Origin of the sequence: Aeromicrobium sp. Leaf272 (assembly GCF_001422865.1) — a bacterium.
In the GTDB taxonomy this organism is placed as follows: domain Bacteria; phylum Actinomycetota; class Actinomycetes; order Propionibacteriales; family Nocardioidaceae; genus Aeromicrobium.
In genome coordinates this window covers 383,088-393,632 of sequence record NZ_LMMY01000014.1, presented here as the reverse complement: position 1 = coordinate 393,632, position 10,545 = coordinate 383,088, and the positions used below count along the sequence as shown (strand labels likewise).

The 10,545-nt window shown below is 72.7% G+C and carries 12 protein-coding genes and 1 pseudogene; 6 read left to right on the top strand and 7 right to left on the bottom strand.

All coding sequences use genetic code 11. The features are described 5' to 3' along the window. Positions 1 to 437: pseudogene (locus tag ASF38_RS18130) on the top strand (acyl-CoA thioesterase domain-containing protein); the annotation flags it as partial. Positions 438 to 493: 56 nt separating this feature from the next. On the opposite strand, the gene ASF38_RS14755 reads toward ASF38_RS18130, so the two are convergent. Continuing rightward, complete coding sequence (locus tag ASF38_RS14755) at positions 494 to 967, bottom strand: DUF2306 domain-containing protein (RefSeq protein WP_056576959.1); 474 nt, start codon at positions 965 to 967, stop codon at positions 494 to 496. Continuing rightward, the gene (locus ASF38_RS14750; RefSeq protein WP_056576956.1) at positions 964 to 1,398 is read right to left on the bottom strand and encodes a MarR family winged helix-turn-helix transcriptional regulator; all 435 of its coding nucleotides are present in this window, start codon (positions 1,396 to 1,398) and stop codon (positions 964 to 966) included. Before ASF38_RS14750 ends, ASF38_RS14755 begins: the two co-directional genes overlap by 4 nt. 97 nt (positions 1,399 to 1,495) lie before the next feature. Between ASF38_RS14750 and ASF38_RS14745 the strand changes: the two genes are divergently transcribed. Beyond that, complete coding sequence (locus ASF38_RS14745) at positions 1,496 to 4,462, top strand: EAL domain-containing protein (protein ID WP_056576954.1); 2,967 nt, start codon at positions 1,496 to 1,498, stop codon at positions 4,460 to 4,462. A gap of 25 nt (positions 4,463 to 4,487) precedes the next feature. Here the strand turns inward: ASF38_RS14745 and ASF38_RS14740 are convergent, their stop codons facing one another. Both ASF38_RS14740 and ASF38_RS14735 read right to left on the bottom strand, forming a co-directional pair. Beyond that, the gene (locus ASF38_RS14740; RefSeq protein ID WP_056576951.1) at positions 4,488 to 4,991 is read right to left on the bottom strand and encodes a dihydrofolate reductase; all 504 of its coding nucleotides are present in this window, start codon (positions 4,989 to 4,991) and stop codon (positions 4,488 to 4,490) included. An 8-nt stretch (positions 4,992 to 4,999) separates the two neighbouring features. Beyond that, the gene (locus ASF38_RS14735; RefSeq protein ID WP_055967469.1) at positions 5,000 to 5,812 is read right to left on the bottom strand and encodes a thymidylate synthase; all 813 of its coding nucleotides are present in this window, start codon (positions 5,810 to 5,812) and stop codon (positions 5,000 to 5,002) included. Between the two features lie 51 nt (positions 5,813 to 5,863). On the opposite strand from ASF38_RS14735, the gene ASF38_RS14730 reads away from it, so the two are divergent. From ASF38_RS14730 to ASF38_RS14715, 4 genes are read left to right on the top strand one after another with little or no spacing between them, the layout of a single operon-like run. Continuing rightward, the gene (locus tag ASF38_RS14730) at positions 5,864 to 6,364 is read left to right on the top strand and encodes a hypothetical protein (RefSeq protein WP_055967467.1); all 501 of its coding nucleotides are present in this window, start codon (positions 5,864 to 5,866) and stop codon (positions 6,362 to 6,364) included. Next, positions 6,358 to 6,876 carry a GNAT family N-acetyltransferase gene (locus ASF38_RS14725; RefSeq protein ID WP_055967464.1) on the top strand — a complete coding sequence of 173 codons (519 nt, stop codon included), beginning with the start codon at positions 6,358 to 6,360 and terminating at the stop codon, positions 6,874 to 6,876. The genes ASF38_RS14730 and ASF38_RS14725 overlap by 7 nt, the downstream gene beginning before the upstream one ends. Next, positions 6,873 to 7,580: an AzlC family ABC transporter permease gene (locus ASF38_RS14720; RefSeq protein WP_055967461.1), complete on the top strand. Its 708-nt coding sequence runs from the start codon at positions 6,873 to 6,875 to the stop codon at positions 7,578 to 7,580. The genes ASF38_RS14725 and ASF38_RS14720 overlap by 4 nt, the downstream gene beginning before the upstream one ends. Continuing rightward, a complete protein-coding gene (locus tag ASF38_RS14715; RefSeq protein ID WP_056576948.1) occupies positions 7,577 to 7,879 on the top strand; it encodes an AzlD domain-containing protein in 303 nt (100 codons plus the stop codon). Before ASF38_RS14720 ends, ASF38_RS14715 begins: the two co-directional genes overlap by 4 nt. Positions 7,880 to 7,886: 7 nt before the next feature. Here the strand turns inward: ASF38_RS14715 and ASF38_RS14710 are convergent, their stop codons facing one another. Genes ASF38_RS14710 through ASF38_RS14700 form a run of 3 tightly spaced genes read right to left on the bottom strand, consistent with a single transcriptional unit; the run spans position 7,887 to position 10,459 of the window. Beyond that, complete coding sequence (locus ASF38_RS14710; RefSeq protein ID WP_156366935.1) at positions 7,887 to 8,462, bottom strand: esterase; 576 nt, start codon at positions 8,460 to 8,462, stop codon at positions 7,887 to 7,889. A gap of 26 nt (positions 8,463 to 8,488) precedes the next feature. Beyond that, entirely contained in the window at positions 8,489 to 9,238 is a 750-nt protein-coding gene (dapB, locus tag ASF38_RS14705; RefSeq protein ID WP_055967452.1) for a 4-hydroxy-tetrahydrodipicolinate reductase, read from the bottom strand. Positions 9,239 to 9,247: 9 nt separating this feature from the next. Beyond that, complete coding sequence (locus tag ASF38_RS14700) at positions 9,248 to 10,459, bottom strand: kynureninase (protein WP_056576942.1); 1,212 nt, start codon at positions 10,457 to 10,459, stop codon at positions 9,248 to 9,250. Positions 10,460 to 10,545: the final 86 nt, after the last annotated feature.

Sequence of the window (10,545 nt, the reverse complement as noted above, 5' to 3'; positions counted from 1 at the left end):
CCCCGCACGGCGCACCCCCCGTCGGCGGGCCCGACGACGGCGTCGACGTCTCCGGGTACGTGCCGTCCGGGGCGGTCCCGATCGTCGACCGCTACGAGGTCCGTCTGCCCGAGGTCCCCGGCTGGCTGCGTGGCGAGCCGAGCGGCGATCCCGAGGCGAGCGTGTGGGTCCGCCCCAAGGACGGCCGACCGATCGACGCCGTCGCGGCCGCTGCCATCGTCGACGGCTACCCGCCCGTCACGGCCGAGCTCGGGCTCCTGGCCTCCGCCACCGTCCAGCTGACCGTGCACCTGCGCCGCCGCCCCGAGACGGCGTGGGCGCTGATGCACGTGACGACCCGCCACGTGGTGCACGGCTACCACGACGAGGACGTCGAGCTCTGGGACGACCAGGGCCGCCTCGTGGCACAGAGCCGGCAGCTCGCCGTCCTGTCCTGACCTTCGGGGCCCACGCCTCCGGCGCGGCTCTCAGGACTGGTGGCCAGGGCAGGTCGTCAGGGCTGGGGCACGACGGCGGCGTCGACGACGCGGCCGACGCCGATGACCGCGGCCGCGGTCGCCAGGACGGCCAGACCCGCGACACCTGCGGTGACGGCGTCGTGCACCACGAGCTGCGGGATCGCGCGGTCCGGCACCGCCGCCGCGGCGATGCCGGCACCCACCAGCCCGATCCAGTTGCCCGTCATGGCAGACCGGTGGTCGCGGATACGACCTTGCCGTGCGCCGAGGATGCCGAGCGGAACCGTGACCAGCGTGACCACCGAGAGCGCGTGCAGGGCACTGAAGTGCCCGGGCCGGATCTCCTGGATCCAGAACGACGAGGCGGCCACGAACATCAGCGCGACGACCCACACCCGCCCGGCCACGCGATGCCCCTGGTTGCCGCGCGGGCCCCGGAAGAGCTGCCACGCCCCGACCAGGAGCGCGACGACGGCGGCGAAGGCATGGGTGGCGATCAGGGGTGTCATGACAGCTCCGGCTTCAGGAGGGCGAGCAGGGGGTCGGTGACCGAGCGCACCTGGTCGGCGGTGACGGTGGTCGCGGCCAGGAGCTGCTCGAACGAGGACTCCAGCAGCCGTCCCCCGTCGGCGACGAGCGTGGATCCCGCATCGGTGAGCTGCACGACTCGACGATTGCCCGCCCCGTCCGTCCGGGTCGCGGTGACGAGCCCGGCCTCGACCAGCGACTGCACCATCCGACTGGCCGCGGGTGCGGAGACGCCACGGGCGCCGGCGAGCTCGACCTGAGTGGGCGCGCCGAGCACCTGGATCGTGACCAGGGTCAGGAACCGGCCGTAGCTGATGTCGAACGACTCGCCGAGCATGCGGTCGGCCGCGGCGTCGAGCGCCGAGACGAGAGTGTGCAGCCGGTAGGCCGGTTGCGTCGGGTCGTAGGTCACCCGACCATGGTGCACAGATTAAGTTACCTACGTCAATATGCAGTCGTCAGTGGTCTCAGGTCCGCCACGTGACCCCGGCTCGCTCCTACCCTGAGCCATGACGAGGGACACCCGCGCCACGCCGGTCGGGGACCGACCGACCCTGCGCACCGCCGCCCCGTTCGTCGCGGTCGGCACGCTCGGCCTCCTCGGCCTCCTCGTACCGCCCCACCCGGAGTCGACGACACCCGTGCAGCCGTGGCACGTGGTGGCACTCTTCGCCGTCACCCTCGCGATCCTCGCTCGCAGCCTCACGTCGCCGGTACGCACCTGGGCCGATCCCGGTGCCCCGCTGTTCTTCTTCGTGGTGATCGCCGCCGCGCGCGAGGTCAGCGGCGGCGCCATGGGCGGCGGGGGCGGGCTCGTCGCGCTCCCCGTCCTGTGGTTGGCCCTGTTCGGTCGCCGCAAGGACCTCTGGCTCTCCGCCCTGGCCACCCTGGTGCTCTTCCTGGTGCCCGCGCTGCTCATCGGCGATCCGCGCTACCCCACCAGCGGGTGGCGGATGGCCCTCATCTGGACGGGCGTCTCCCTCTTCATCGGCCCAGCCATCCAGGACGTCGTGCGCCGTCTCGCCGTCGAACGGCGCGAGCACCAGCAGGCGGCGGCCGAGGCGCGCGGCCTGCTGGGAGGCGCGCGACTGAGCAGCATGATCGCGACCGACCGCGCCGGGTTGATCACGTCCTTCGGCGTGGGGGCCGAGCACCTCCTGGGGTACCGAGCCGTCGAGGTCGTGGGACGCGTGAACGTCTCGTCGTTGCACGACCCGCAGGAGCTCGCGGCCACCGCGACGGCCCGCGACAGCGACCCGGGGCACGTCCTCGCCGAGCTCGCCGCCGAGGACGCGCCGAGCCAGGTCTGGACCTACCTGCGCGCCGACGGGACGAGGATCTTCGTGCGCCTCGCGGTCACCGAGCTCCGCCACGACGACGGCACCGTGGTCGGCTACCTCCACGTCGCCATCGACGCGACTGCCGCGGTCTCGGACCAGCGCCGGCTCGCGGCCGCAGAAGCCCGATGGCGCACGGTGACGGACCAGCTGCCGGACGCGACGGTCGTCGTCGTCGACCCGTCGATGACCATCGAGCTCGTCGCCGGGGCCGGGGCCATGCGTCAGGGGATCGAGGGCAAGGTGGGTCAGCCGCTCGATGCCTTCTCGGGACCGGTCAACATGGCGATCTGGAACCGGCTCGTCCCGCTCGCCATCGACGGCACCACGTCGGAGGAGGACCTCGCGGCGACCCGCACCGGGGACGAGCACCACGTCGTCGTCACGCCCCTGGACACGGCGGACGGTCCACGCGCACTGATCGTGGCGCGCGACGTCAGCGCGGAGCGTCGGCGTGAGCGCGAGGTGGCTCGGGCCCGGGACCGCGCCGAGCACCTCTTCCTGGACGCGCCGCACGGCATCGCCGTCCTCGACGCCGACGGTGTCGTCCTCGAGGTGAACGGCGCACTCGAGCGGATGCTGCCGCTCCCCGCGGGAGCGCTCGTGGGCCGGAACCTCGTCGACCTCTCCCCCGACCCGGAGTCCAGCCGACGTCTCCTGGCCGAGCTCGACGAGAGCCCGGCGCGCCTCGCGACCACGTCGTGGACGTGGGAGTCCGACGACGACCACGTGGTCCACCTCTCCCTGTCGCTGGCACGACTGCGAGCCGACGAGGACACGTCGTCGGACGACATCATCGTCAACGTCGTCGACGTGTCGGACCGCCAGCGCTACGAGCTCCAGCTCACCCACATGGCCGACCACGACGCACTCACCGGTCTGGTGAACCGGCGCCGCTTCGACCGCGACCTCGAACGCCACCTCGTGGAGTGCCGCCGCACGGGGGCACGCGGCGCGCTCCTCCTGCTGGACCTGGACCACTTCAAGGAGGTGAACGACACGCTCGGGCACCGGGCCGGCGACGAGCTGATCTCCTCGGTCGCCGCGGTCCTGCGCCGCGAGCTGGGGGACGCGGACATCGTGGCGCGACTCGGCGGCGACGAGTTCGGAGTGCTCCTGCCGTCCGCGGGACCGGAGGAGGCGTCAGCGCTCGCGAACCGACTCGTCGAACGCATCCGCGACCACACGGCGACCCTCGACGGGACGCGGCGGCGGGTCACGGCCAGCGTGGGAGTCCTGCCGATCACCTACGCCGACAGCCTGTCCGGTGACGACGCCCTCGCGACGGTCGACATGCTCATGTACGACGCGAAGGACGCAGGCCGCGACCGGGCCGCCGTGCTCGGTGTCGCCCTGAACGAGGTCCCCCGTCTCGGGGCGCGACTGCGCTGGCGCGAGCGCCTCGAGCACGCGCTCGAGCACGACGACTTCGAGCTCCACCTCCAGCCGATCCAGCACGTCGCGTCGGGACGGATCACCGGCGCAGAGGCGCTGCTGCGCATGCGGGACCCCGACGGGGCTCTCGTGATGCCCGGCCGATTCCTCTACATCGCAGAACGTGCGGGTCTCATCGCGGCCCTCGACCGCTGGGTCCTGGCCCATGCGCTGCCGATCCTGACCGACCTGCAGCGGGTCCGGCCGGGCTTCGTGCTCGAGGTGAACGTGTCCGGGCTGACGATCGGCGATCCCGAGCTGGAACGGATGATCGTCTCGGCAGCCACCTCGGGTGCCTTCCCACCGCAGTCACTCGTGCTGGAGATCACGGAGACGGCGGCGGTCTCCGACCTCGAGAACGCCCGTGGTTTCGCCCGACGGGTCGCGGCGACCGGATGCCGGCTGGCCCTCGACGACTTCGGCGCGGGGTTCGGGTCCCTCTCCTACCTCAAGCACCTCGACTTCGACCTGCTCAAGATCGACGGCGAGTTCGTGGCCGACTCGCACCGCAACGGTGTCGACCGGACGATCCTGCGATCGGTGGTGGCCATGGCGAAGGCGCTCGGCAAGGGGACGGTCGCGGAGTTCGTGGCCGAGGGCGCCGTCCTCGACGTGGCGCGCGCCGAGGGCGTCGACTTCGCCCAGGGGTACGTGATCGGGCGTCCGGTCCACCACGACGACTTCGCGGCGACCTACCTCGACTGAGGCCCGGGGCCGACGGCGCGCCGGGTCAGGCGCGCACGTAGGTGACGATGTCGAACGGCACCCGCTCGGGCTCCGGTCCGACGTGCGGGACCCGGCCCGCCTCGTGCCAGCGCTCCCAGTCGATCCGCGGGAAGTACGTGTCGCCGTCCGGCGCCGCGGCCACGCGGGTGACCACCAGGACGTCGACCAGGTCGCGTTCGAGCGCCGCAGCGTAGACCTGGGCACCACCGACCAGGAACACCTCGTCGTCGAGCGATCGGGCACGGTCGAGCGCCTCGTCGAGGGAGTGCGCCACCTCGACACCCTCGGCGCTCCACCGCGGGTCGCGGGTGACGACGATGGTGGTGCGGCCCGGCAGCGGCCGGCCGATGGACTCGTACGTGGCCCGCCCCATGACCATCGGGTGGCCGAGCGTGAGCTGCTTGAAGTGGGCCAGGTCCTCGGGGAGCCGCCAGGGCAGGGCGCCGTCGACCCCGATCACCCGGTTGGCGCCCATCGCGACGACGAGCGTGGTGGTGGCGGTAGTCATGCGTGTGCTCAGACGGCGATCGGTGCCTTGATGCCCGGGTGGGGGTCGTACCCGGTGACCTTGACGGAGTCCAGGGTGAACCCGTCGATGCTCGTGACCGACGGGTCCAGCCACAGCTCGGGCAGGGGGCGCGGCTCGCGCTCGAGCTGCAGGCGGGCCTGGTCGAGGTGGTTGAGGTACAGGTGCGCGTCGCCGAAGGTGTGGACGAAGTCGCCCACCCGCAGCCCGGCGACCTGCGCGACCATGTGCGTGAGCAGCGCGTAGGACGCGATGTTGAACGGCACGCCGAGGAAGACGTCGGCCGACCGCTGGTAGAGCTGGCACGACAGACGGCCCGGGCCCCCGTCGTCGGCCGGTGCGACGTAGAACTGGAAGAAGGCGTGGCAGGGCGCGAGCGCCATGGCGGGCAGGTCGGCCACGTTCCAGGCGCTGACGATGTGGCGCCGGGAGTCCGGGTCGGCCTTCAGCGACTCGATGACACCCACCAGCTGGTCGATCGTCTCGCCGTCCGGCGTCGGCCACGAGCGCCACTGGTGGCCGTAGACCGGCCCGAGGTCGCCGTTCTCGTCGGCCCACTCGTCCCAGATGGTGATGCCGTTCTCGCGGAGCCACCGGGTGTTGGTGTCGCCCGAGACGAACCAGAGGAGCTCGCCGACGACCGACTTGAGGTGCACCTTCTTGGTGGTGACCAGCGGGAACCCGGCCGTGAGGTCGAAGCGCATCTGGTGCCCGAACACGCTGCGGGTGCCGGTTCCGGTGCGGTCGCCCTTCTCGACGCCCTCGTCGAGGATCCGGCGGACGAGGTCGAGGTAGGCCTGCATGCTCCGGAGGATACCCGCCGACGCCGACAGGTCCTGTGCGAAACTCTGGTCGTGCCCCTCGCCGAGTACGAGGCCTCCCCGCAGGAGGTCCGCCGCTTCGCCCTCCTGCAGATCGGTCTGACCGCAGGCTTCATGACGCTGATCTTCCTGGCCCTCGGCGGTACCGACGCCGATCTTCCGCCGTGGTGGCTGCTGGCGGCGCTGCTGCTGGTGGTCGTGGTCGCCGCCGTGCTCTCCGAACGAGTCTGGCTGCAGGCCTCCCCGCTCGATCCCGACGACGACCCCGACGACCTCGAGCGCCGCGCGATCGGCATCTACGCCGCGCAGACGGTGCGCAAGCTGATGTTCTGCGAGGCGTCCGTGCTGCTGGCGATCCTCGTCTCGTTCGTGGGCACCTGGGGCGGCTGGCCGATCCTGCTCGCCGGGGTCCCGGGCCTGTTCCTGCTGGGCTTCGAGACGTGGCCCGGCCTGCGCAACCTGACCATGACCGCCGCGATGCTCGAGGCCGAGGGCGCCGAGACACGACTCGTCGAGAGCTTCCGGTCGTGGTGACCGCCGACGTGAGCGTCCGGCTCGCCTGGCCCGACGACGTGGCGGCGATCGCGACCGTCCAGCAGGCCGCCTGGCGTGACGCCTTCGGGGACATGACCACCGTCGACGTCGCCCCGGCGTGGCACGCACTCCTCACGACTCCCCCGGACGCTCGCGCCCGGGTGCTCGTCGCGCTCGAGCAGGCCACGCTCCGCGGGGTGGCCTTCGTGCACCCCTGCCACGACCCCGACGCCGACCAGGTCGCCGACGGCGAGGTCGGCGAGCTGCTGGTCGACCCCGGCCACCGCGGCGAGGGTCACGGCTCGCGGCTGCTCCAGGCCGCCATCGACACGTTGCGCGCCGACGGCTTCGAGCGAGCCCGGTGGTGGCTGCCCACGACCGACGACGCCCTGCGAGCCTTCGTGGTCGGCACCGGGTGGGCCGCCGACGGGGCCCACCGTGAGCTCGCCGACGAGACCGGCGCCCACACCGTGAAGCAGGTGCGACTCGTCACCTCGTTGGTCGAGGAGTGAGCGACCGCTCCCCCGACCCACCCAGTGCCGCCCGTCGCCGAGTCGTGGCCGACTCCCTGGGGGTCGGCGTGGCCACCGGTCTCTACGGCGTCTCGTTCGGCGCCCTGGGCACCGCGTCGGGACTCAGCGTCCTGCAGACGTGCGTGCTGTCCCTGGTGGCCTTCACCGGTGCCTCCCAGTTCGCCTTCATCGGCGTGGTCGCGGCCGGCGGAGCTCCGCTGACCGGTGCCCTCACGTCCGTGCTGCTGGGCACGCGCAACCTGTTCTACGGTCTCAGCCTCGCCTCGATCCTGCGTCTCACCGGGGTGCGGAGGACCCTGGGCGCGCACCTCGTGATCGACGAGTCGACGGCCGTCGCCGTCGCCCAGCGCGACCACGTCCTCGGCAGGCTCGGGTTCTGGTGGACCGGCGCCTCGATCTACCTGTTGTGGAACCTGTCGACCCTCGCCGGCGCGCTCGCGGGCACCGCGATCGGCGACCCCCGCACCTACGGGCTCGACGCCGCGGTCGGCGCGGCGTTCCTGGCCCTGCTCTGGCCACGCCTGTCCGGAGCACTCGCCCGGGTCGTCGCGCTGGTCGGCGCCGGGGTGGCCCTGGGCCTGGTGCCGCTCTCCCCCGCCGGCGTGCCGATCATCGCCGGCGGCGCGGTGGCCGTCGCGGCAGGTCTGCTGCTGCGTGACCGGCTCGGACGGCCCGCGTCGTGAGCGCCACCTGGCTGGGCATCGTGCTCACGTGCGTCGGCTGCTACGCCCTGAAGCTCGCCGGGCTCTCGGTGCCGGAGCGGGTCCTCGAGCACCCCGCCACCCGACGTGCCGTCGACCTCATCCCGGTGGCTCTTCTCGGTGCCCTGGTGGCCGTGCAGGTGCTGGCCGACGGACAGCGCGTCGCCGTCGACGCGCGCCTGGCCGCCGTCGCGGTGGCGGCGGTGCTGCTGGTGCTGCGTGTGCCGTTCCTCGCCGTGGTGGGGGCAGCAGCCCTCAGCGCCGCCCTCCTGCGTCTGTAGCCCCGGGTCAGCCGACCACGACGGCGGCGACGTCCTCGGCGTGGTCCTCGACCACGGAGAAGTGGTCGGCGTCGAGCTCGTGCAACGTCGTGGGCCAGCCCACGTGGTTCCACTGCCGGTGGACGGCGCGCACCTCGTCGATCGGTGTCCGCTCGTCCCGCAGCCCGGTCACGAACGCGACCGACGTCCCGCGCGCCACCGGCGGCGACGCCGGTCCGAGCATCGCGCCGCTGATCGGGTCGGCGCGAGGGAACGGAGCGGCGGCGACGCAGACCGTGCGTGCGAGGCCGACCCCGAGACGTCGCTGGTTCAGGGTGAGGCTCGCTGCGGCGACGCCCCCACGGGACCAGCCGACGAGCACCAGGTCGTCGGGATCGTGGTCAGCGGTCTCCCGGGCGAAGCGCAAGGAGGTCAGCAGGTCGGCGCGTCCGCCGTCAGAGGAGGTCACGTCCCAGTCCGGCGTGACGGTCCGGTGCCCGGACGCAGTCACGGCGGTGGCGAGTCGGGCGAGGGCGCGGCGCTCGTTCGGGCCGGAGCCGTGCCAGAGCAGGACGGTGGGACCGTCGCCGACTACGTCCGCCACCCGACCGGGCGCGTACGCGACCTCCATCAGTCGCCGAGGCCGAGCACCACGTCGAGACCGACGGTGACACCCGGCCGGTCGGCCACGTGACGCACGGCCGCCACCACGCCGGGCATGAACGACTCCCGCGTGGACGAGTCGTGCCGCAGGCTCAGGATCTCCCCCTCGCCGCCCAGGAGCACCTCCTGGGACGCGACGAAGCCACGCGAGCGCACGGCGTGCACCGTGATCCCGTCGACCTGGGCACCCCGAGCACCGTCGGGGTCGGTGGTGGTGGCGTCGGGGACCGGCGGCGAACCGGCCTCGGCGCGGGCGGCCGCGATCAGCTCGGCCGTGCGGACGGCCGTCCCCGAGGGGGCGTCGACCTTCGCAGGGTGGTGCATCTCGATCACCTCGACGGACTCGAAGAAGGGCGCGGCCGTGGCGGCGAAGCGCATGAGGAGCACCGCGCCGATGGAGAAGTTGGGCACCACGAGCACCGAGACCCCGGTGCGCTCGTGGACGGCCGTACGCACCGACCGCAGCCGCTCGCCGTCGAATCCCGAGGTGCCCACGACCACGTGCACCCCGCGCTCGATGCACCACAGGACCTGGTCGAGCGCCACGTCGGGCGTGGTGAAGACGAGGGCCACCTCGGCTCCGGACTCCCCCACCAGGTCGATGGAGTCGCCGACGTCGACCTGGGCGACGACCTCGATCCCGTCGGCGGCGTCGAGCGCCTCGACGGAGGTCGAACCCATGCGCCCACGGGCGCCCAGCACGGCTACACGAGTCATGACCTCAGGCTATCGAGCGAGCACGTCGCGCAGCACCACGAGCCCGGCGTGCAGCTCCGCGAACGACGTGGTGAGGGGCGCGAGCCCGAGCCTCACCAGGTCGGGCTCGCGGAAGTCGGGCACCACGCCACGGTCCACCAGCGCAGCCGTGACGGCGCGCGCGTCGGGGACCCGCACGGTCACGTGACCACCGCGACGTGCCGCGTCACGCGGTGTGACCACCTCGACCGGACTGCCGTCGGCGGCCAGCACGTCGAGCGCGTCGATCGCGAAGGACGTGAGCAGCACCGACTTGACCCGCACTGCGTCCACGCCCGCCTCGGCGGCCATGGCCGCACCCTCGCGCACCGCCAGCAGGCCGGCGACGTTCGGCGTCCCCGACAGCAACCGACGTGCGTCCGCGGCGGGGCGGTAGTCGTCGGCCATGGCGAAGAGGTCGTCGGCGCTCCACCAGCCCGGCAGCGGCTGCTCGAGCACGGGGAGGTGGCGAGCCGCCGCGTACAGGAACGCCGGTGAGCCCGGTCCACCGTTGAGGTACTTGTAGGTGCAGCCGACCGCGAGGTCCACGCCCGCGGCGTCGAGCGCGGTGGGCACCACCCCGACCGAGTGGCACAGGTCCCACACGACCAGGGCACCGGCCGCGTGCACCCGGTCGGTGAGCGCGGCCAGGTCCAGCAGGGCGCCGGACCGGTAGTCGACGTGGCTCAGCAGCACGACGGCAGTGCGCTCGTCGAGCACGGCGTCCAACGAATCGGTCAGGTCGCCCTCGGAGTCACGCTCGATCGTGACCAGCTCCATGCCACGGGCTGCCGCCACGTGCGACGCCAGGTAGCGGTCGGTCGGGAAGTCGCCGGCGTCGACGACGATCCGGCTGCGTCCGGGCACGATCGACGCCGCGGCGTGCAGGGCCTTCGCGATGCAGATCGACGTCGAGTCGGCCACCACCGTCTGACCGGGTGCGGCACCGACGAGGGCGCCCACCTCGTCGCCCACCTCGACCGGCAGCTCGGTCCAGCCCTCCGACCAGCCACGGATCAGACGGCTGCCCCACTCGTCACGCACGAACGAGGCGAGGCGCTCTCGCGTGCGCAGAGGCAGCCGACCCAACGAGTTGCCGTCGAGGTAGGCCACCATGTCGGCGTCGAGCACGAACTGCTGGCGGTACACGGCCAGCGGGTCGGCAGCATCGAGCGCGGCGGCGCGCTCACGGAAGTCGGTCATCTCGCGGATCGTCTCACGCCGAGGGCCGTGACCCCGTCGACCGCCCGGACCGAACGCGACGAGGCCCCCACCCCCGAAGGGGTGAG

Excerpts from the sequence above, each read along its gene's own strand:
- ASF38_RS14755 (WP_056576959.1), bottom strand. The coding sequence starts at position 967 with ATGACACCCCTGATCGCCACCCATGCCTTCGCCGCCGTCGTCGCGCTC.
- ASF38_RS14745 (WP_056576954.1), top strand. The coding sequence starts at position 1,496 with ATGACGAGGGACACCCGCGCCACGCCGGTCGGGGACCGACCGACCCTG.
- ASF38_RS14740 (WP_056576951.1), bottom strand. The coding sequence starts at position 4,991 with ATGACTACCGCCACCACCACGCTCGTCGTCGCGATGGGCGCCAACCGG.
- ASF38_RS14735 (WP_055967469.1), bottom strand. The coding sequence starts at position 5,812 with ATGCAGGCCTACCTCGACCTCGTCCGCCGGATCCTCGACGAGGGCGTC.
- dapB (WP_055967452.1), bottom strand. The coding sequence starts at position 9,238 with ATGACTCGTGTAGCCGTGCTGGGCGCCCGTGGGCGCATGGGTTCGACC.
- ASF38_RS14700 (WP_056576942.1), bottom strand. The coding sequence starts at position 10,459 with ATGACCGACTTCCGTGAGCGCGCCGCCGCGCTCGATGCTGCCGACCCG.